Source organism: Bartonella jaculi (assembly GCF_039543045.1).
Taxonomy (GTDB): domain Bacteria; phylum Pseudomonadota; class Alphaproteobacteria; order Rhizobiales; family Rhizobiaceae; genus Bartonella; species Bartonella jaculi.
The window spans coordinates 1-20,536 of sequence record NZ_BAABIZ010000021.1; the positions used below are offsets into that span (position 1 = coordinate 1).

Sequence of the window (20,536 nt, forward strand, 5' to 3'; positions counted from 1 at the left end):
CCCAACGTCGTAGAGTGCTAATAGAAACCCCCAAAGCTTGAGCGGCCTTACCTATCCCAACAAATCTATTCATAATACGTATTATTACATAGATATAAATAGATTACAAGTAAACTGTGTAAACCCTGGTTTTATCCACACGCCCATTCCACTTGTGATATGCAAGCAGACGGTTGTTCTTGATTTATGACAAACAGCTTTAAAGGAAGAAATTTTTCTGTATTCGGAGCTCTTGTTCAAGTGGAAAATAGATAAATTACCATTATAAATCAATGCGTTGATCTTATTTCTTGAGACATCCCCCCTTCAAAGTAAAGCGCCTCATGCACTCTAAAATATTTTCAAAAAAAGCTTTATTTAGAGATCTAAAACGCTTTCTCGCCATTGTTTAAATTGTTTAACAAGGGCGTTTTCGCAGAAGAACAAGAAAACGCATTTTCTACAAGACTATAACAGATGCAGTGTAAAGCTTGCGCTATATGGAGATAAACGGATTACAAATGCAGCCCCCCTCTTCTGAAGCTGTAAATATGGTACTGCATTGCCAGTATGTCATTATCTATGTTGTTTAATTTTTATCGAGCAGCTTGTTTTTTATTTCATATTGAGCAATGGCGACCATGCTGGATCAGATGCATCATTAGGTGTGGGTAATTGGCGTTCATTGCGTCCCGTGATGTCAATTGTATAAATTTTAGGTCCCATGCCGGGATTTTTGCGAAAGAACATCAGCACGCGGCCATTAGGAGCCCAAGTTGGTCCTTCATTGTGAAATCCTGTGGTTAAAATTCGTTCTTCTTTCCCATCAGGACGCATAACGCCGATAGAAAATTGTCCCTCCGATTGTTTTGTAAAAGCGATATAATCACCCCGTGGAGACCAAATGGGTGTAGAATAGCTTCCCTCGTTTGAAGAAATACGCTGAACATTGCTGCCATCCACATTCATTGTATAGATTTGCGGCTTTCCACTACGGTCCGATGAAAAGACGATTTGTGTCCCATCAGGCGAATAAGAAGCTGAAGTATCGATAGCTGGAGTTGTTGTAAGCCGCGTCATTGTACGGGTACGTAAATCCATGGTATAAAGATTTGCACTTCCATCATTTTGCAATAAACTCATGATCACTTTTTGTCCATCAGCAGAAAAGCGCGGCGCAATAGTCATATTGTCAAAGGACCCTATCAGCTCCCTTTGTCCCATTTCAATTTGTTGAAGATAAACATGGGGTGTTTGATTATATTCGTAGGCCATATAGGTAATTTCTTGTCGTTTTGGTGAAAAGCGCGGTGTAAGCACCAATTCACTGCCATCCGAAATATAGACCAAATTTGCTCCATCCTGATCCATAATTGCTAAGCGTTTGATACGTGCATTTTGGGGACCTGTTTCATCTATAAAAACAATCCGTGTATCAAAATAACCACTTTCTCCAGTCATCTCACTATAGATCTGATCTGCGATCATATGCGCCACACGGCGCCAACGTTCTGTAGCTGTATAAAAACGCCGTCCTTTGAGTTGTCGACGCCCAAAGACATCCCATAAACGGAAATCGACTCTCAATCGTCCGTCAGTTTCCCTAAGAACTTGCCCCGTAACCAAGCCTTGCGCCTTTATTTTCTGCCACTGAAAAAAATGCGGTTGACTGTTTGGATTAGTGATTCTTTCAAAAAAAGAGTCCTTATCAAGCGGTAAAAAAAGACCTGATCTTTCAAGATCGGCTGTAATCACGGCCGTTATCTTTGCTCCAATTGAATCATTAGAGATAAAATTGGTGATTGCAATGGGAATAGGATTAAAATCAGCGCTGGAAATAGTGCCTTTCAATTGTGCATAAGAAAATGAAAAACTCGAAAGCCACAAACCTACGGTGACAAAAAACCAAGAAAGAAATTTATGTCTCGTCATAACCATCATGGAGTGTACCTTTTCATTGAAAGCGGAAAAATATATTTTGTATTTCATTGGGTTATCTCTTGAAGGGGATCAACATTAAAATCGAAGCCCTGTCCCCATAAATCATATTGATCGTGTGGAAGATCTGTATAAGGTTGGCATGAAAAAACAGCTGCATACACCTGTCTTATCATAATGCTTTGCTGACTTTCTTCACCGCTTAAGGGATCAATGATAGGGTCTCCCACGACCATTCCTTCACGATTTAAGTAAAATCGCAAACGCACAACCGGACGGTTTTTTAAATCTCCACCAAGAGCAACGAGTTTAAGTTTTTTTTGAATACACCCCCCAACTATGTTGACCAATGTTTGTGCCATTTTTGTGGTATCATTGATCTTTTTTCTTGCCCCTAAAGCTTCTGGTTTGCTTGAGCGTTTTGCTCCACCTCCTTGTGTGCGTGCACGATTAAACAAATTTTTGTCTTCCATTGCCAAAATCTCTTCAATTGTCTGTTCAGCCATTTGTTGATTTTGTTTTTTCGTAGTTTGCACCTTCTGTGTTGTGGACTGTTTAACAGATTTCGGTTTTAACTGCGGAAGAGGAGATCTATCAGGGAGTGCAACTTTGGAGGGGTGTTGCTGTATTTGCATTTGCTCTCCAGGCATTTTTTCTACCCTATGGGCAGTTTGCGGCAATACTACCTCCTCATTTTTACGCATCTCTCGAGAAGCCTCTGGCACAATCTTTTCAACATTCTGTTGCGGTACGACCGGCATCTGCTCTGGCACAACCTTTTCAACATTCTGTTGTGGTACGACCGGCATCTGCTCTGGCACAATCTTCTCAGCAACTTCTTGCTGCTCTTCTAAAGCAGCCTCTGGCACAATCTTCTCAACAACTTCTTGCTGCTCTTCTAGAGCAGCCTCTGGCACAACCTTTTCAACATTCTGTTGTGGTACGACCGGCATCTGCTCTGGCACAATCTTCTCAACAACTTCTTGCTGCTCTTCTAAAGCAGCCTCTGGCACAATCTTCTCAACAACTTCTTGCTGCTCTTCTAGAGCAGCCTCTGGCACAACCTTTTCAACATTCTGTTGTGGTACGACCGGCATCTGCTCTGGCACAATCTTCTCAACAACTTCTTGCTGCTCTTCTGGAATTTTCTGTGTTTTGGTCTCTAGGAATTCTTGTACTTGAGGTTGTGATACAGTTTTTTCAGGCGTCTTTTCTTCTGCCGATAGTGAAGGCTCCGATGGTGCAGAAGTTGCCTCAACGGGCCGCGGTTTTTCGTCCTGTTTGAAGGGCGCGAGAGTATCCACCTGCCCTTCTCCAAAATGATGTGCTTCTTCTTTTTCTTGTGGTTTTGTGGTTGGCTTCACGGCGGGGATTGCCCCCACCGGAGCATTCAATGCACCTTGTTTTGAAGAAAACTCTTCAGCCAAAGGAGCAAGGGTAATCGGTATTGCTTCCAGTGGTTGTGGTAGAGAGACAGGATTGATCAAGTGAACAGCCCCCCAGCTGAGAAACAATACATGTGCTGCAAGGGATAAAGCCAAGCCTCGTTTCATACTATGATAAGAGTCTTCTTTCATCGTTATGCCTTGCGTTTTTCTACTTTTACACGTGAACTGTTTTTTTCCAGACACCATGCGACAGTTTATAATAAATTTTATTGCGCTAGACTTGCTAAAGCAACTTGTGAAAAACCTGCTTTTTGAAGGTCTGCGAGCAGTTGTAACACTTTTTGATATTCAATCGTTTTAGCAGCCCGCACGAAAATACGTTGGTTTTTTTGTTTAGGATCGCTCTCCAATTGGGCTTTAAGTTGTGCAATGAGAGCTTCAGATGTATCGTAATAGTCTTGATTGATAGCTAAGCGCCCTTGTGCATCGAGTGACACCGTAAGTGGCGTGCTCTCCATTCGCACAGGCCCCGCTTGACTGTGTGGCAAATCAAGGGGAACACCGTTAACCAACAGTGGAGCAGAAACCATGAAAATAATCAACAACACCAGCATGACATCAACAAAAGGTGTTACATTGATTTCACTCATCAATTGACTGCGTGAACGACGCTGTCTGCGTGTATTTTTTCGAGAAGAAGAAGCAACAGAAATTGCCATGGACAGCTCCCTTATAATGATGAATCAGATGTAAGTGTCTCATCAATACGCCGTGAGACAATTGTCGAAAATTCATCGGCGAAATTTTCTATTTGTGCGATAATCTGAGCACTTTCATTGACCAATTTGTTATAGGCAATAACAGCTGGAATTGCGGCGAACAAACCAATAGCGGTAGCCAAAAGAGCCTCTGCAATACCTGGTGCCACAATCGCAAGTGAAGTATTTTGAGAAGCCGAAATGGAAAGGAAGGAACTCATAATACCAATAACCGTTCCAAAAAGGCCGATAAAAGGACCAGCTGATCCAAGTGTAGCAAGAAAGCTTAATTTTGATTCTATTTTTGCACTTTCACGCCCTAAAGTAAGATCCATAGCCTTATCAATTCTGCTCTGCAAACTTGTCGATGTATGGACTCCTTTTGCGAGGGATTTTTTCCATTCCACCATTGCGGCTATAAAAACAGCAGATATACTACTGGTGCGCTGACTTTTACACGTTGCATAGAGGTCCTCTAGAGGTTTCCCAGACCAAAAGATGCGTTCAAATTGTTTTATTTCACGCCGTATTCTCCGATAGGTAAACATTTTATCAAAAATAATTGCCCAACTCCATATAGAAGCCAGCAATAAACCAATCATAACAGCTTTAACAAGGAAACCCGCTTGCAGAAACAAGTGCAACATGCCAATCGTTTCTGGATTTGTTAATTCTATGTGTGGCATAATTTTTGTTCCTCTAAATGAAAGGTTCATTTGTTAAAACTCAATAAAACAGATTGTTTTATAGTTTCTAAACTTAAGAAAAGAAATTTCCGTCCCTCTCCAGTCCCCCAGTCCCAGTCCCTTCTCAGTCCCAGCCCCTTTTCGGTCCCCCAGTCTCTTTTCAGTCCCAGTCTCTTTTCAGTCCCCCAGCCTCTTTTCAGTCCCCCAGCCTCTTTTCAGTCCCCCAGCCTCTTTTCGGTCCCCCAGCCTCTTTTCGGTCCCCCAGCCTCTTTTCGGTCCCCCAGCCTCTTTTCGGTCCCCCAGTCTCTTTTCGGTCCCCCAGTCTCTTTTCGGTCCCCCAGTCTCTTTTCGGTCCCCCAGTCTCTTTTCGGTCAAAGAATCCATACGATATTGATTTTTTCACTAAAGTACAGTTTTAAACAAGAATCGCCGAAAACTCTTTAGGTAAACGTCGCGGTTTTCCTGTGTCATTAATGAGAGCAATTTCAACTTTTGCTGTTACCAACATTACCGCCTCACGCAAAATATATTGCTCCATGAAAAAGCGGGCCCCTTGAATGCGATTAACCCGTGTTTTGATTGTTAAAAGATTGTCGATTTGTGCTGGTTTGGAAAAATTGATTTCCATATGACGAACCACAAAAAACAATTTTTCTCTCTCAATTCCAGATGCGAAAGAATGGTTATTAAAACCTGTATCCCTTAGAAATTCTGAACGTGCCCGTTCAAAAAATTCTAAATAGCGCGCATGGTAAACCACGCCAGAAAAATCTGTATCAGCGACATAAACCCGCACCTGAAAATTATGAAAAGCATTTTCTTGATTCTTTTTAAAAGAGCTTTTTTCTGTCATTTATTCTGTCCTATAAAATTGTTTAGTGTGATAAATTATCTTATATACCGACAGTTGAACATGTTTTTATGTTGAAGTCATGAAAGCTGGAACACAAAATCTTACAGGATCTTAAGCTTTTTTGGTAAAAATTTGACCATTTGCGGTTTGCGTACTAGAAAGAGCTTGTTGTCCATAAAAAGCGTGTGCAAGTTTCTTTCAAAAGAAGATATCAGCCATCTTCTTCATCCCATAAAGTTGTCTGAAGGAGTGAACTGTCTTGTGTATCGGACAGTTGTGCACGTTTTTGTGTTGAGGTCGTGGAAGCTGGAGCAGAAAGCCCTAAATGGCTCCAAGCTTTTTGGGTTAAAATTCGACCACGCGCGGTTCTCTGAATAAACCCTTGTTGGAGAAGATAGGGTTCAACAATATCTTCAATAGCATCACGTGGTTCTGAGAGGGCAGCAGCAATTGTTTCAATCCCCACCGGTCCCCCTAAAAAAGTTTCTGTAATCAGTCGCAAATAGCGATGGTCAAGCGGATCGAGACCAAGATGATCCACTTCAAGACGAGAAAGCGCTTCATCAGCAACTTTGCGATCAATTTTTTTTGCCCGCTTGACCAAAGCAAAATCACAAACCCTGCGTAACAGCCGCCCAGCTATCCGTGGCGTACCACGTGCCCTGCGTGCAATTTCATGGGCACCATCATCACTGATCTGTACCGAAAAAAGGCGCGCATTGCGCTGCACGATATATTCCAATTCCTCTATGGTATAAAAATTGAGACGGATTGGGATACCAAAGCGATCACGTAAGGGTGTGGTCAAAAGCCCCAAACGCGTTGTTGCCGCAACGAGGGTGAATTTGGCAAGATCAATTTTAACCGAACGAGCGGCCGGTCCTTCACCAATGATAAGATCCAGCTGATAATCTTCCATGGCTGGATAAAGAATTTCTTCAACAGCCGGATTTAAACGATGAATTTCATCAATAAACAGCACATCGCGTTCTTCTAGATTGGTTAAGAGCGCAGCCAAATCTCCAGCTTTAGCAATAACCGGACCTGAAGTAGAGCGAAAATTCACCCCTAATTCTTTAGCCATAATTTGTGAAAGCGTTGTTTTTCCCAAACCAGGTGGTCCCACGAACAAAACATGGTCGAGTGCTTCTTGGCGTACCTTTGCCGCTTCAATGAATATCTTTAAATTTGCCCGTGCCGCCTCTTGACCAATAAAGTCATCGAGCACTTGTGGTCTTAAGGAACGATCTGGATCGTTTGGAAGGGGAACAGCCCCCAAAAGGCGTTGATCTTCATCTTTATGCATTGTTACCTTGTATTAAGTGGGAGGAGAAAGCAATTTGAGGCTATGACGAATAAGCAGTGCAGAGGAAACGTTTTCGCCTTCAAGAGCTTTTGTCGCTAAGGCAAGAGCACGCGCTGCTTGATCACGTTCAAAACCCAGCTTGATCAAAGCGGAGAGAGCTTCGTTTGTAGGTTGATTGATCACCTCTAGATGCGGGCTTGGCGCGCGATGGAGCACATTGTCATTAAAGGGGAGTGCTTTGCTTTTCAGTTCGCTTACGATTCTCTCGCTCACTTTTTTGCCCACACCTGGAGCACGGCTCACCATTGCAATATCGTTCAAGGCAATTGCTTGTGCGATTTCATCGGGTGATAAAGTGCCCAAAATTGCCAAAGCGACCTTTGCGCCGACACCAGGCACATTCTGCAAAAGACAAAACCACTCTTGTTCGGCTCTTGTCACAAAACCAAAAAGACGGATAGCGTCTTCACGAACTTGGGTTTCAATAAAGAGACTCAAGCTCTCACCAAGAGCTGGCAAAGAAGGACGCAACCGATTTGAGATAAAAACGACATAGCCCACACCATGAACATCCAGAATGATATGCTCATCAAAGATGTGTTCAAGAATACCCTTTAATTTACCAATCATGCCGAAACCCTTGCACGATGAGAGATGCTGATGCGGTGGGTACTATGGCAAAGAGCAAGAGCAAGAGCATCAGCGGCGTCACTACTATCAAATTCAGCACGTGGGAGAAGAACTTTCACCATCATGTGAATTTGTTCCTTCTCTCCATGGCCAACACCAATAACCGATTTTTTAACTTTGTTCGGAGCATATTCGGAAATTGGAAGACCGGCTTGCGCTGGAACAAGGAGAGCAATAGCGCGCGCTTGACCAAGTTTTAAAGTTGCCGCAGCATCCTTATTGACAAACACATGCTCCACGGCAGCTTCATGGGGCATAAATTGATGCAAAACATCTGCAAGCCCTTTGTAAAGTTGGCATAGCCTAGAAGCGAGATCACAACGTGCATCAGAAGTAAGCGTACCTGCTGCCACAAATTGAAGACGATTGCCAGAGAAATCGATAATGCCCCACCCTGTTCGCCGTAATCCGGGATCAATGCCTATAATACGAATCGTCTCTGCCATAAAGCCAACTCTATACACTTTTTCCTTATTTGAATAGATGCACACAAGCAAATAGAACAAACCCAAAAGACAATTGGATAGGTTTTCCCCTTGTTGGATTTGTTTGCCCACTGGATTATCATCTTCCAAGAGATGAAAAGAGAGACCTTCTTTTTCAGCGCGTATCCTCTCCCCCCAAGCTGCCTATATCCAGCGCGTATATGTATATTTGCCTACACAGCTCAAAAGAAGCGAACGCCCCGCCCCCTCAATACCAATCCTCTCTTTGAAAACAGAGGCTATACTTTCTACCCACAGCGACAAAGTGGTTTTCCAGCAAAGAAAAGCAAGGAAGAATCCAGCACGATAAACAGAGCGTCCATAAAAATCGGCTCTCACAGAAAAAAATGAAAACCAACCGGAAGGGAAGAGGCACCTTCTTTTTCAGCGCGTATCCTCTCCCCCAAGCTGCCTATATCCAGCGCGTATATGTATATTTGCCTACACAGCTCAAAAGAAGCGAACACCCCGCCCCCTCAATACCAATCCTCTCTTTGAAAACAGAGGCTATACTTTCTACCCACAGCGACAAAGTGGTTTTCCAGCAAAGAAAAGCAAGGAAGAATCCAGCACGATAAACAGAGCGTCCATAAAAATCGGCTCTCACAGAAAAAAAATGAAAACCAACCGGAAGGGAAGAGGCACCTTCTTTTTCAGCGCATATCCTCTTCCCCCAAGCTGCCTATATCCAGCGCGTATATGTATATTTGCCTACACAGCTCAAAAGAAGTAAACACCCCGCCCCCTCAATACCAATCCTCTCTTTGAAAACAAAGGCTATACTTTCTACCCACAGCGACAAGGAGGTTTTCCAGCAAAGAAAAGCAAGGAAGAATCCAGCACGATAAACAGAGCGTCCATAAAAATCGGCTCTCACAGAAAAAAATGAAAAACATCCGGAAGGGAAGAGAGAAGAGAGAAGAGAGAAGAGAGAAGAGAGAAGAGAGAAACGAAGGACAAAATTCCCGCATACACAAGACTGTCTCACCAGACTATCCCTGATACAAAATTATTCTCGCTTCAAGATCGTTTAAAGGCGCCGAAATGCGGTTTTAAGCAATTGGATTTGTTTGCCCACTGGATTATCATCTTCCAAGAGATGAGAAGATACGCCTTCTTTACCGGTACGTATATATTGCATACGTGCTTCGAGACGAAGTGAACGCGCGACAAAATGGCGAAAAACCTCTGGAAATTCTTGCCAATGTGCACTTTCTAACTTCAACGTTGGCGTATGAAGCGATACTTTTGCAATTTCTTTTTGTATTTGTTCTTGTGACATTTCTCCTTCGCGCTCTGCACGCAGAAGCAGGAGTTGAGAAGCTATTTGCATAAGCCGTGTACTTAAGTACATGGCTTCTCTTGCATAGAGTGCAGAAACTTCAGCAGAGAGAGAACGAGCAGCGAATTTCCCTTCGGTATCAATATAGGTTGCTGTTTCTTCGATCAGCGTCATCGTTTCTTCATAGAGCCGATTAAAAGCATTTTCAAAAGCATTATGCTCAATCATGTTAATGGGTTGATCATAGGGACGTTTATGTGCGCTCACGCTTGTATACTCCAACTCTCAGCACAAAAATCACGACACTCAACGAATTGAGAACGAAAAAGTTTCCTTATATTGCTGTATAGAATGTTTTTTTTGCAATTGAGTAGCTTTTTTAAAATTTTTGTGCAATGTCCTTCTCATATTAGGGTTAACGTGCCAATGAACAGTGTTACAACCTGATAGGTTTCCTTAAAGACAATTGGTAAAAAAGCTGGCGTTTTTCATAATAATAAGCCACCCCCAATTGCATGGCAAGACCACTTACAATCAAGAGGCTATCGGAAAAAAACGTTCCTGTCATCACTGTTTTTAAAATTTGTCCAAACATAGCAAAAACAGTCCCTGTCACAAAGACTGGTAAACTGTGTTTTCCTAAAATTGCTAGAGGATTTTGTGGTGAGACATGAAACCACTGATGCAAGCGAGGTAAGCAGAGGATGAGCGTTGCTAACGCTATAACATGGAGCAAACGCGGCAGACTTAAAAAGGTTTTATTAAAATTAACCAACGGGGAAGACCATTGCAACCACCCCAAGACGCCCCACCAGTTTAAGCGAACCCATAACAATGCGAGCAAAAGATATGCGGCTGAAACAACAATCCAAAAGGGTTTAAAAGCGATTTGTTTGCCTTGTTTGAGAGATAAAGTACTCACTAAGCCTATGACAAATAAGAATTGCCAAGACAAAGGATTTAAAAACCATTTCCCCTCTAGGGGATAAGAAGGCGGAGCAATTTGATAAAATCCACAGAGGAGATAGAGCATGAACGAGCCTAAAAGCAACACCCCTTTCCGTTTACAGCCCCAATAGAGTGCAAAAGGCGCAAAAAGCATCAAAGCAATATAAAGCGGAAGAATATTATTATAGCCTAATTGATGTCCAAAGCTCAAAGTGCTCCAAAATGCAACGAAGGGCTGTGTAACAAAGAGACCCACATTATTCATCGATAAAAGCTTTTCCGTACGCCACAATAAAAATCCTGTTAAAAAAAGGCTTAAAGTTGCAAAGGTTGTAAAAAGATATGCCCCATAAAGCTGAAGCGCTCTTTTCCACAGTTTACGCACAAGCACAGTAAAAGACTCCTGATGTAAGCGCGCATGAAAACTCAATCCAAGAGAAACCCCTGAAAGCAAAACAAAGACTTCTGCTGAATCAGAAAAACCAAAGTTTCTATGTGTTATAGTTTCATAGAGGTTACCAGGAATATGGTTGATGAAAATGGTCAACAAGGCTAAAGAACGAAAAACATCAATGCGTGTATCACGACGAAAAGGCTGCGTATTATGATTCAAAACACTCTGGTATCCCATAAACGGACCCCCATAAATCACAAAAGTAGTCGTCTACCTCACCAAAGAACGACCAGTTAAGATGAAGCTTTAATTTTTAAGAGTCAATAATTTTTCAGAGAGAAGGGATTTTTTTATGACAAAACAAAAGAATAGACCGATTTCCCCCTATCCTTTTCCTCAATTAATTTTGACATTAGATGTCCGGCGCACCTTAGAATCCAACATTTTGCGCCAAATGCTGCAAAGCAAATCTTTTGCCTGCGTGATCCTCTATGACTCGCAAGGGATGAGTGATGATGAAGCTTTTTTACAAAAACAAGCGCAAATCTACGCAGAGGATGTCCAAAAGAATGACGCCGCCCTTCTCATCGCTGGTGATAGCCGCATTGCCGGACGCATAAAAGCCGATGGTTTGCATGTAGAGGGAGATTTTAACGCTCTCACCTACTATGAAAATCAGAAAAAGGAACAAAAAATCATCGGCTTTGGAAATTTACGCAATCGCCATAGCGCCATGCTTGCTGGCGAAGCGGGGGTTGATTATCTGTTTTTTGGAAAACTCGGTGCTGATAAAAAACCGCACGCACATCCCCGTAATGTCCAATTGGCAAAATGGTGGGCAGAGATTATGGAAATCCCTGCTGTTGTGCAAGCGGGGAGTGATTTTTCAACCTTTGATGAAGTGGTAAAAACCGCCTGTGAATTCATTGCCGTAGAAGAGATCATTTTCGCCCACGACAATCCTTTGATGATACTTGAAATGATACAAGAAAAATGTAAAGAATTCCCCTTGTGATGTGGGGGAAGCATTCATAAAATAAGGCATTGATAAAAATTGCACTCTCATTCCTGCTCTGTCTAGGTAGCACACACAGTTACAGAAAAGGGAATACAAAAGGGGAGCAAAAATGGAATACAGAGGAACCTTTGAAGATTTTAAAAACATCGTTTGCAAAACTGGAGTTAAAATCACAGCAGAGAAACCCTTATACTCTCAATCCATTAAAATAGGACATCGGCTCAAAGTCTCTACTGGAGCAATAGTTAACTGGTATGAAAAAAAGGAACACTTCAATTTCAAGGTGGAGAAATCACGAAGCAAAAGCTAGAAAAAGATTTAGCTAAGCATATAGAAGAAAAATCACAAGCTTCTTCTCCAAAGACTGTTTCCAATGTCTCAAAATCCCCTTCTCCAGAAATCTTTATCGTGCATGGTCATGATCATTCTGCTTTAGAGCAACTTCAACTTATTCTTCTTAAGCTTAATCTGAAACCTTACATCTTACAAAATACGAGCGGTAATGGTTTAACTATAATTGAGGCTTTAGAAAAAGAAATCTGTACGCCAACCCGTTCTACAAAATTTGGTATTGTACTACTTACTCCCGATGACTTTGGCTATGCCAAATCTAAAGGTGAAACAGCAGCAAAACCTCGTGCGCGACAAAACGTTATTCTTTAAATGGGCATGTTAATCTCCGCGCTTTCTCGAAAAAATGTTGCCATTCTAAGAAAACAAGACGTTGAAGTGCCTTCAGATATTGGTGGAATTTTATATATTCCTTTCAAGAACCACGTAAAAGAAACAGTTTCAAAACTCGTCAATCGATTACACGCTTCTGGTTTTACTATTAATGCAAAACAACTCGCTGATGCATTAAATTAAATTTAAACAACGCCACCTTTAGTTTTTAAATACATTCCATTTTCTTATAATTCGCTTTAACAAACAAGATCACTGCGCAAAACTGCCACCGTTTTTCTCGTCATTTTTGATTTGATGAGTAGCGGAATGCCTCTCATTAAAGAATGAGACGTTACAAAAGCTTTTTCATTTTTACTGCAATCCCCTAAAATCACTTTATCCCCCCTCCGATAATCATTTTAACATTGAGCAAGTATTTTTTGTCGTATACCTTCACCGCATTGACGTAAATGGCACAGGCAAAAAGAATTGCCCATAATAGCAACTTATGATGAGCAAAGATAGTATTTGATGTTACACTAAAGCGATATTTGCAATGCTTACATTGCCATTGTTTATGACTGACAATGTAATAGGCTTTATGTTGTACTTGGCATTTCGAGCAAACCACGATTTCTGTACTACCCAACGCAATTCACACAGCATGGCATGGCACTTATCATCACTTAACCGAGCAATGGCTAGTGGCAATATATTACGAGCATGGGCTATTAGTAAAAAGTGTTTGCTCATAATTTAAGCCTGTTAATCATCGTTTGTGATGATTATACGCCTTATAACCAATTTTGACAATAGGTTTATAATCTTTTATAATGATTATATGTTTTAAATAGTGAGAAAATACGATATGCAACACTCAAAGAGCGATGAATGGCGAAATAAAGCCAAAGGCATTGTTAAAGCGGAAATTGTCCTTAGAAACCTTAGCTATGCTGATGTGGCAGCAAAGTTAAAAGACTTAGGTATTGAGGAAACTCCACAGAACCTTAGCAACAAGATTTCTCGTGGGGCTTTTGGGGCGGACTTTATGTTGCAGGTTTTGACTGCGATTGGGTGCAATGAAATTCGTTTGATTCAATAACATTTTTTATAAACGATAGTTTTGAGTTGGTCTTAGTGAGAAGGTTTTAATATGTTTAATAATGATGCACATCTTGAAAGTAAAAATAGTGGCTTATCTAAAGCCAAAAGTGCCAAAAAGGATGAATTTTACACGCAATACAACGATATTGAAAAGGAAATGCAAGCCTACCTTGACTATGACGCTAACGTTTTTCGAGGTAAAATTGTCTTTTTACCATGTGATGACCCCGATTGGAGTAACTTTACCAAGTATTTCGCTCAAAACTTTGAACGATTTGGCTTAAAAAAACTCATTAGCACCAGCTACGCACATACCAGTAAAGATTTACAAGCTGATTATCAGCCGTCTTTATTTGAAACTCAAAGCCCGAATTATGACAAAGATAAATCGGTAAAACAGGGTAAAATATTCATCCTTGATAAAGATAGTAACCATGACGGCAAAGTCGATATTAAGGATTTGCAATGGCATTACCTTAATGGCACAGGAGATTTTAAAACGGATGAAATCAAAGCCTTGCGAGATGAAGCGGATATGATTATCACCAATCCACCCTTTTCGCTATTTCGTGAGTTTTTGGCATGGATAGTGGAAGCGGATAAACAATTTTCCATTATTGGAAATATGAACACCATTACCTGTAAAGACATATTTTCACTCATTAAAAACAATGAAGCATGGTTAGGTGCGACCATTAATAGTGGTGATAGAGAGTTTAGAGTACCTGAAAGCTATCCACTTGAAGCGGCAGGATTTAGAATTGATAACGAGGGGAATAAATATATTCGTGTAAAAGGTGTTCGTTGGTTTACAAATATCGACCATGGCAGACGACATAAACCCTTGCAACTGATGACAATGGCAGAAAATCTTAAATTTAATAAGAAAATTCAAGGAAAAAATGCTTATCAAAAATACGATAATTACAACGCCATTGAGATACCCGTAACTATCGCTACACCAAGCGATTATAAAGGTATTATGGGTGTGCCTATTAGCTTTTTAGACAAACACAACCCTGAACAATTTAAAATTATTGGTATGGATTTAGATGTCAAAAATGGATTATTAAGTGATTTAGCTGTTGCTGATTGGAATGGTAAGTTAGACCGTGCTTACATTAAAGGTAATCGAATGTATTCACGAATCCTCATACAAGCAGAATAGTGCCTAATATGTATATTGAATATATAGATTATAATGATGGGCAAATGCTATTTGACAATAATCACATGACCCGATGTGATTATTTCAAGAATCTACCATTTAGAATACAGCGTATTGTGCTTACACCTGATAATCAAAACACTCGAAATATTGTTGAGATTGCAAAAAAGCGTTTAAGCCATATAAATTTTAATTCAGCCAATTCGTCAGGTGATACGAGAAATTTAAGAGAAATTCAGTTAAAAGGCTTGCACGGTCTTATCATTGAGCAATTATGCTTTACTATGCTTAATCACTACAATACAAGTAAAAATGTTTCTATACAAATAGATAGTTCAAACAATTCTATCAATCAAGTTGATATAAAGATTATCAAAAGATGGAAAGATCAATCAGACATTGAACATCAAGCCGTAAAAACAGTAGAGATACGCTCCTCTTTTCCATTTAAGCCGATAGCAGAGGCTATACTAAAAGATTTTGATATATTAGGTACTTATACTAACCATGTTAAAACTATAGAAATGGATAAAGATTTCTATTTGCGTTTTCTTTTTAGTCTTGATTACAGTAACGGGCAGTTCGTTAAAAATAATAAAGGCGGCATAGATTATAGCGCTACTACAGTTAAGTTTTTAAGTGAACAGTATTTTGATGATAATTTATTTTTGAAACGAGATTTGGTTGTCTATTTTGTCGGTGGAGCTACCAAAGAAATGATGCTTGATGACACGATATCATATTATGGCTCTATGCAGTCAAATAATTTCAATAAGTCTAGCACCGCAAAATATCGAAAATTAAAAATTAAAAATGCCCTTGATTGTATTTCTATAATTCAACTCATGTTAAACGTTGTCGCTGATGAAGCATCTAAGGGGAAATAAGGATAATTTATGAAAACCACGCTTAAGACCTATACCATTGCCGATATCTGTCATGGATTCACCTACAACGAATTTGAAGGCAAAGGCTTATTTGGCTTATCAGGAAAACTTACCATTCAACCTGAATACCAACGCAATTATATCTATGCTGATGGTAAACGTGATGTTGCCGTTATTGAATCTATCCTAAAGGGCTACCCATTGGGTTTGTTGTATTTTAACCAAACAGGGGATGGTATCTATGAGGTTTTAGACGGACAGCAACGCATTACCAGTATCGGGCGATTTGTTACCAATAAATTTGCCATTATGGATAACAATAAGACCCCGCAATATTTCGACTCACTACCACCTGAACAGCAAGATTTGATTAATAAAACCAATCTTTTAGTATATGTGTGTGACGGTGAGGAAATCGAAATTAAAAACTGGTTTAAAACCATCAACATTGCAGGCGTACCACTCAATGAACAAGAATTATTAAACGCTGTCTATTCAGGCAAATTTGTAACCCTAGCGAAAGCCGAATTTAGCAACAGCCAAAACGCCAATATTAACAAATGGGCGAGTTATGTGCGAGGATCAGCTTTACGCCAAGACTTTTTAGCTACCGCCCTTGAATGGGTTAGCCATAACAATGTAGGCGACTATATGAGCCGTCACCGCCATGATAACAACATCAGCGAACTAAAAACCTATTTTAATACCGTAATTGACTGGGTATCAGGGATTTTTACTACTGTTGAGAAAGAAATGCAGGGTTTAGAATGGGGGCGACTATATGAAACCTACAAACCCAAGCCTTACAATCCGCAAACCATTAGTGAGCAAGTAAAAACCCTATATGCAGATCCTTATGTCAAAGACCGTAAAGGAATTTTTGAATATGTGCTAGGTGGTATGATGGATAAAAAATTACTTGATGTAAGAGTATTTGATGAAGCTACCAAAAAATCGACCTATGCCAAACAAACCGCCAATGCTGAAGTGAATGGTATTTCAAACTGCCCGCTATGTGCAATCAGTGACAATGTCAATAAAAATAAAATTTGGAAACTTGCAGACATGGATGCAGATCATGTGACCGCTTGGAGTAAAGGGGGAGCAACCGACAAGGCCAATTGTGAAATATTATGCAAAACTCATAATAGAGCTAAGGGTAATAAATAACACAAATCACTAATAAACATTGGTTCTGTGCAAGTGCTACATAATGAGAGAGTTTTTTTTGATTTTAAAATTTTAAAAATAAAAATAGAGAAAGAAGTCACATTGGGGTATTCCAGCGGGGAAATATTGAACCTCTTCCTCTAAAGAGGAGTTTATAGAGTAATTTATCGTTTAAGCCAAGAGAATATTTTAAAATTGAGAATTTATGAAAAATAGAGGCAAAATGAATAATAATTTATACTCAACACCTAAAATAGAGAAAAATGGAAAGGAAACACCACTATAAATACCGCCCTTTCTCCGCTCGTCTCAGAATTTGAGACCATTGAACAGACAAGTCCACAATACTGCGTAGCGACATGACAAGGGTGCAATGAACCTTACGAATCCATATCCTGCACGTGCCACATGATAAAATTATGGCTGAAATGGAAACATTAATGGAAGCATGAATAGAACAGCTTAAAACCAAACAAAAGTAATCCTAATGTTAGCAATTGTCTTGTTGCCTTCAGCGGGCAATGATTTATATCAGATTTTAACGCACACTACCCGTGAAAATCCATCCACCCACCGCGCGCGATGAATGAAAAGACTCTTCAAAGCTTGATACGACCATTGGCTGAACACCCGTACCTGTACCACCGAAGTGAAAGGGTGCTAGGATTGTGGGAAATCATAGCGCATCCAAACTATCTTATCCCAAACTATCAGTGTACAAAGTCACTACAAAGCAAATTGAGAGTGTCAGCAGTGTACACATCTCCCGTGAATTTCCTAACTCCACTTGATTTGATAAGAAACTCTGCACCTCTCATTGAAAAATGAGACGTTACAAAAGCTGTTTTCATTTTTATTGTAAATCCTTTGAAATTACTTTATTATCCAGCAAATGTTTTTGGTCGTATACGCAACGACCAATAGGGCTCTAAAACCCGAAACCTAAACATGAATTGACCCCGCTTTGCGGGTATCCCGGAATTCCGGGAGATTTTGCTATGTCCAAGTGCTCTCAGCACTAAAAGCAAAATGCTGATTTAGGTTCAGTTTTAGACTCCCGGAATACCAATGCGAGGGCGCTCGCACCCGGTGGGGGACTTTAAAATGCGAGCCAAAAATCTTTTTAACGACATTTTTATAGGCAAATTTATAGGCAAAAAAATTCGCTTAGAAGAAAAATGTTGAAAATGTCTCAAAAGGAATTAGGGCACTGCTTAGGTGTAAGCTACCAACAAATCCAAAAGTACGAAAAAGGATTGAATCGTGTAAGTGCGGGGCGTTTGAAGGAAATTGCCGATATACTGAATGTTCCACTTTCCTTTTTTTACGCTGATCTCTTAACAAAACAAGAAACCCCATACCATCATGATGAAACAATATCGAGCAGAGAGGAATACCTGCTCTTAAAAAGATTTAGAATCCTGACCTCTGTAAAACAGAAAGCAATTCTACAGTTACTCTCTGATCAGAATGAAAATTTTTAAAAGCATAATATAGGGTGCTACACTCTCTGTTCTTGACCTACCTCACACACCTCAAAGGACGGGGATCCCTTTCCGCACCGGTTGGTAAGCAATCCAGCTTCTCAGAGCGGGTCTTTAGCTTCCCATTTCATGTGGTTCATTTCACAAGATTATATGGGCAAGCCCTATCCTGAATATTCACCACACTCTCTCATAAAAACACCCCATGAATGAAGTTTTATGCCTTACAGCACCACCCTTAAACGATAGTATTTACAGCACAACAGGATAAGCATTTATGCATATTTTTTAAAAGCGCAGCCCTCAAAAAATAACGCTTGAAAATTTATTTGGTCAATCTGGAATAGCACCCAACGCATCATTTTATAATGGTGATGGAGGACGTATCCTTAACATGCAAACATAAAAGATTGCTTTTTTATCACAATCACCAGAAGCAGAAGTTTATTGAAAATATACACGGCAAGAAGCACTTCAAGCAAACCTTGAAATTAAGGCTGGAACCGTTATTCCGAGTGTTACGATAAGTGGTGTGAACAGTGACTTTCCTAGAAAAATCATAGCCTAGGTAAGAGAAAGCGTTTACAATTCAGCGACTGGTCAAAATGTTTTAATTCCTATGGGGCGAGATCGAGATTGAAGTGACCATAAAAATCTAAACATTCAACCAACAATCACTCTTCCTCCCCGTTATAATTTCAACGTTATGGTAACAAAAGAGATCATTTTACTTGGCTTGGCAAAGTCATCCAATGGCCGCATTTCCTTATCTGATAAGTCTAATTTTAAAAGGACTCTAATTCCTACAGCACACCATGAAAATAATTGTACAATATATGTAAACTATATGCCTTACATATGTTTTGCGTACTTTTAACATATATATTTTGTATATTAAGTATAAGCTTTAAGTGCTATGGAAGATGAGCGTAGTTTTTAAAAAAAAACGAATGAAAAAATTACCGCTTGATTGGAAATCAACATGTTGTTAGTACAGTTATAAGCAAAGTTGCTCTTATTTTGATGTAAGAGCTTCCCATGAGGGCGTAACAATTAAATAGGGGGAATTAAGATGTTAAAATATTTATTGCTATCACCGCTTGTGCTGGCGGCTGGCTGTGCATCTGTGAATGGTTTTTCATCAAGTTATGTTGGTCCAGGTCTTACGAAGAATGCTGCAAAATTCATCGCTAATGATTATGTTCGCACGATCAAAAGACCTTTACCGCCCGCTACAACCACCCTTATTATAAAGAAAAATAATACAGCAGACAACTTTACTCCTTTATTTGTCAATCTGTTGCGACAGAAGGGATATCACGTGATCTATACAGATCAACCCCAAAAACAGCAAAATATAGGTATGAATTTAATTTACAGACTAACACCAAAGGATGATGGACGTATAATTTCTGTTCTTCAGTATGATTGGGCTGGAGAACCAAGTTATTATATACGTATTTATGATAATAGATGAATCCCCCCATTTAGCGTGGACATTCTCTATATTTCAGACGTAAAGACTTAAAAGTCCTTGCGAAAGAAAAGAGATTTGTACCTCAATAAAAACCCTTGTTTTTTAGCCAGAGTGAATAAATTTTTTCTGTATTTCATAAGGATACGAGAGTTATGACTTTAAAAATAATGCAAAATCCTCCACACTTTAGTGAATTATTGCGTGAAGATGTAATCATAGAACTTGGCTTATCTATGACTGAAGCAGCGGAATAACTTGCTATGTCTCGTACAGCATTTTCCAAGGTTTTAAATGGGAAAGCTGCTATAAGCACCCTCGCTCTTCGGCTTGAAATGGCAGGTGTGAATGCTAACCATGTGCTTGGTGAGACATGTAAAAATTACAATTTAGCGCAAGCTCTAAGATATAACCAACCTAAGATATACCTCTTCCGCTCACTGATGTTCGTACCTTTACCGTATTGTGGAAGAGTTTCTTATGGCCTTATGGCGCTGAAATAGCACTCTTATGACGCCTAAACAGCGCCTTATAGTGTGAAAAGGACACGGCTCAAAGCCTCATAGAAGCTCTTCTATTTTGCGAAATCTTCAAAATCGGTTGGCTCTCCTTTGTTTGGAAAATTTGCATAGGTAGCAGATCATTTTATATGATACGTCCATACAAATTCTACAGATTGATCATTTTTGAAAACAGAGCAGGATTGATCCAATATTGATGACGCAGTTTTGATAGGGTTTACACAGTTTACTTGTAATCTATTTATATCTATGTAATAATACGTATTATGAATAGATTTGTTGGGATAGGTAAGGCCGCTCAAGCTTTGGGGGTTTCTATTAGCACTCTACGACGTTG

19 protein-coding genes and 3 pseudogenes are annotated in these 20,536 nt (G+C 39.9%); 10 read left to right on the forward strand and 12 right to left on the reverse strand.

Annotation, left to right across the window (positions count from 1 at the left end; translation table 11 throughout):
- The 11 genes from ABD915_RS10300 to ABD915_RS07100 all read right to left on the reverse strand — a co-directional run.
- Positions 1-73, reverse strand: a 73-nt coding sequence (locus ABD915_RS10300; protein ID WP_486303703.1) for a MerR family transcriptional regulator, incomplete at its 3' end; no start/stop codon positions are given.
- A 521-nt stretch (positions 74-594) separates the two neighbouring features.
- Positions 595-1,917, reverse strand: a complete 1,323-nt coding sequence (gene tolB / locus ABD915_RS07055; protein ID WP_345116927.1) for a Tol-Pal system beta propeller repeat protein TolB — start codon at positions 1,915-1,917, stop codon at positions 595-597.
- Between the two features lie 47 nt (positions 1,918-1,964).
- Complete coding sequence (locus tag ABD915_RS07060) at positions 1,965-3,494, reverse strand: hypothetical protein (protein WP_345116899.1); 1,530 nt, start codon at positions 3,492-3,494, stop codon at positions 1,965-1,967.
- Positions 3,495-3,571: 77 nt separating this feature from the next.
- Positions 3,572-4,024: a protein TolR gene (gene tolR / locus ABD915_RS07065; RefSeq protein WP_345116901.1), complete on the reverse strand. Its 453-nt coding sequence runs from the start codon at positions 4,022-4,024 to the stop codon at positions 3,572-3,574.
- 11 nt (positions 4,025-4,035) lie between these two features.
- The gene (tolQ, locus tag ABD915_RS07070; protein ID WP_345116902.1) at positions 4,036-4,749 is read right to left on the reverse strand and encodes a protein TolQ; all 714 of its coding nucleotides are present in this window, start codon (positions 4,747-4,749) and stop codon (positions 4,036-4,038) included.
- Between the two features lie 415 nt (positions 4,750-5,164).
- Positions 5,165-5,602, reverse strand: a complete 438-nt coding sequence (ybgC, locus tag ABD915_RS07075) for a tol-pal system-associated acyl-CoA thioesterase (RefSeq protein WP_345116904.1) — start codon at positions 5,600-5,602, stop codon at positions 5,165-5,167.
- Positions 5,603-5,813: 211 nt separating this feature from the next.
- Entirely contained in the window at positions 5,814-6,908 is a 1,095-nt protein-coding gene (gene ruvB / locus ABD915_RS07080; protein ID WP_345116906.1) for a Holliday junction branch migration DNA helicase RuvB, read from the reverse strand.
- A 12-nt stretch (positions 6,909-6,920) separates the two neighbouring features.
- Complete coding sequence (gene ruvA / locus ABD915_RS07085) at positions 6,921-7,538, reverse strand: Holliday junction branch migration protein RuvA (RefSeq protein ID WP_345116908.1); 618 nt, start codon at positions 7,536-7,538, stop codon at positions 6,921-6,923.
- A complete protein-coding gene (gene ruvC, locus ABD915_RS07090; protein WP_345116910.1) occupies positions 7,535-8,044 on the reverse strand; it encodes a crossover junction endodeoxyribonuclease RuvC in 510 nt (169 codons plus the stop codon). The genes ruvA and ruvC overlap by 4 nt, the downstream gene beginning before the upstream one ends.
- Before the next feature lie 1,069 nt (positions 8,045-9,113).
- Positions 9,114-9,632 (reverse strand): DUF1465 family protein, encoded by a 519-nt coding sequence (locus ABD915_RS07095; RefSeq protein ID WP_345116912.1) that lies wholly within the window; start codon positions 9,630-9,632, stop codon positions 9,114-9,116.
- Between the two features lie 169 nt (positions 9,633-9,801).
- Complete coding sequence (locus ABD915_RS07100; RefSeq protein WP_345116914.1) at positions 9,802-10,944, reverse strand: OpgC family protein; 1,143 nt, start codon at positions 10,942-10,944, stop codon at positions 9,802-9,804.
- A gap of 115 nt (positions 10,945-11,059) precedes the next feature.
- Here ABD915_RS07100 and ABD915_RS07105 point away from each other — a divergent pair, with 115 nt between their 5' ends.
- Together ABD915_RS07105 and ABD915_RS07110 are read left to right on the forward strand one after the other, a co-directional pair.
- A complete protein-coding gene (locus tag ABD915_RS07105) occupies positions 11,060-11,722 on the forward strand; it encodes a thiamine phosphate synthase (protein WP_345116916.1) in 663 nt (220 codons plus the stop codon).
- Between the two features lie 411 nt (positions 11,723-12,133).
- Positions 12,134-12,592: pseudogene (locus ABD915_RS07110) on the forward strand (TIR domain-containing protein).
- Between the two features lie 190 nt (positions 12,593-12,782).
- Here the strand turns inward: ABD915_RS07110 and ABD915_RS10305 are convergent.
- Positions 12,783-13,022, reverse strand: a complete 240-nt coding sequence (locus ABD915_RS10305) for a hypothetical protein (protein ID WP_425548197.1) — start codon at positions 13,020-13,022, stop codon at positions 12,783-12,785.
- Between the two features lie 237 nt (positions 13,023-13,259).
- Here ABD915_RS10305 and ABD915_RS07115 point away from each other — a divergent pair, with 237 nt between their 5' ends.
- The 8 genes and pseudogenes from ABD915_RS07115 to ABD915_RS10310 all read left to right on the forward strand — a co-directional run.
- A complete protein-coding gene (locus ABD915_RS07115; RefSeq protein WP_345116918.1) occupies positions 13,260-13,493 on the forward strand; it encodes a DUF6471 domain-containing protein in 234 nt (77 codons plus the stop codon).
- Positions 13,494-13,544: 51 nt separating this feature from the next.
- Complete coding sequence (locus tag ABD915_RS07120) at positions 13,545-14,663, forward strand: adenine-specific methyltransferase EcoRI family protein (RefSeq protein ID WP_345116920.1); 1,119 nt, start codon at positions 13,545-13,547, stop codon at positions 14,661-14,663.
- An 8-nt stretch (positions 14,664-14,671) separates the two neighbouring features.
- Positions 14,672-15,550 carry a hypothetical protein gene (locus ABD915_RS07125; RefSeq protein ID WP_345116922.1) on the forward strand — a complete coding sequence of 293 codons (879 nt, stop codon included), beginning with the start codon at positions 14,672-14,674 and terminating at the stop codon, positions 15,548-15,550.
- Between the two features lie 9 nt (positions 15,551-15,559).
- Positions 15,560-16,720 carry an HNH endonuclease family protein gene (locus ABD915_RS07130; RefSeq protein ID WP_345116924.1) on the forward strand — a complete coding sequence of 387 codons (1,161 nt, stop codon included), beginning with the start codon at positions 15,560-15,562 and terminating at the stop codon, positions 16,718-16,720.
- 1,068 nt (positions 16,721-17,788) lie between these two features.
- Positions 17,789-18,204 (forward strand): annotated as a pseudogene (locus tag ABD915_RS07135) (helix-turn-helix domain-containing protein).
- Between the two features lie 1,072 nt (positions 18,205-19,276).
- Entirely contained in the window at positions 19,277-19,681 is a 405-nt protein-coding gene (locus ABD915_RS07140; protein ID WP_345116925.1) for a hypothetical protein, read from the forward strand.
- Positions 19,682-19,941: 260 nt separating this feature from the next.
- Positions 19,942-20,181 (forward strand): hypothetical protein, encoded by a 240-nt coding sequence (locus ABD915_RS07145; protein ID WP_425548196.1) that lies wholly within the window; start codon positions 19,942-19,944, stop codon positions 20,179-20,181.
- A gap of 284 nt (positions 20,182-20,465) precedes the next feature.
- Positions 20,466-20,536 (forward strand): annotated as a pseudogene (locus ABD915_RS10310) (IS607 family transposase); the annotation flags it as partial.

Bases quoted from the DNA above. Each gene is read 5' to 3' on its own strand.
- tolB (WP_345116927.1), bottom strand. From the start codon at position 1,917: ATGGTTATGACGAGACATAAATTTCTTTCTTGGTTTTTTGTCACCGTA.
- ABD915_RS07060 (WP_345116899.1), bottom strand. From the start codon at position 3,494: ATGAAAGAAGACTCTTATCATAGTATGAAACGAGGCTTGGCTTTATCC.
- tolR (WP_345116901.1), bottom strand. From the start codon at position 4,024: ATGGCAATTTCTGTTGCTTCTTCTTCTCGAAAAAATACACGCAGACAG.
- tolQ (WP_345116902.1), bottom strand. From the start codon at position 4,749: ATGCCACACATAGAATTAACAAATCCAGAAACGATTGGCATGTTGCAC.
- ybgC (WP_345116904.1), bottom strand. From the start codon at position 5,602: ATGACAGAAAAAAGCTCTTTTAAAAAGAATCAAGAAAATGCTTTTCAT.
- ruvB (WP_345116906.1), bottom strand. From the start codon at position 6,908: ATGCATAAAGATGAAGATCAACGCCTTTTGGGGGCTGTTCCCCTTCCA.
- ruvA (WP_345116908.1), bottom strand. From the start codon at position 7,538: ATGATTGGTAAATTAAAGGGTATTCTTGAACACATCTTTGATGAGCAT.
- ruvC (WP_345116910.1), bottom strand. From the start codon at position 8,044: ATGGCAGAGACGATTCGTATTATAGGCATTGATCCCGGATTACGGCGA.
- ABD915_RS07100 (WP_345116914.1), bottom strand. From the start codon at position 10,944: ATGGGATACCAGAGTGTTTTGAATCATAATACGCAGCCTTTTCGTCGT.
- ABD915_RS07105 (WP_345116916.1), top strand. From the start codon at position 11,060: ATGACAAAACAAAAGAATAGACCGATTTCCCCCTATCCTTTTCCTCAA.
- ABD915_RS07115 (WP_345116918.1), top strand. From the start codon at position 13,260: ATGCAACACTCAAAGAGCGATGAATGGCGAAATAAAGCCAAAGGCATT.
- ABD915_RS07120 (WP_345116920.1), top strand. From the start codon at position 13,545: ATGTTTAATAATGATGCACATCTTGAAAGTAAAAATAGTGGCTTATCT.
- ABD915_RS07125 (WP_345116922.1), top strand. From the start codon at position 14,672: ATGTATATTGAATATATAGATTATAATGATGGGCAAATGCTATTTGAC.
- ABD915_RS07130 (WP_345116924.1), top strand. From the start codon at position 15,560: ATGAAAACCACGCTTAAGACCTATACCATTGCCGATATCTGTCATGGA.
- ABD915_RS07140 (WP_345116925.1), top strand. From the start codon at position 19,277: ATGTTAAAATATTTATTGCTATCACCGCTTGTGCTGGCGGCTGGCTGT.
- ABD915_RS07145 (WP_425548196.1), top strand. From the start codon at position 19,942: ATGTCTCGTACAGCATTTTCCAAGGTTTTAAATGGGAAAGCTGCTATA.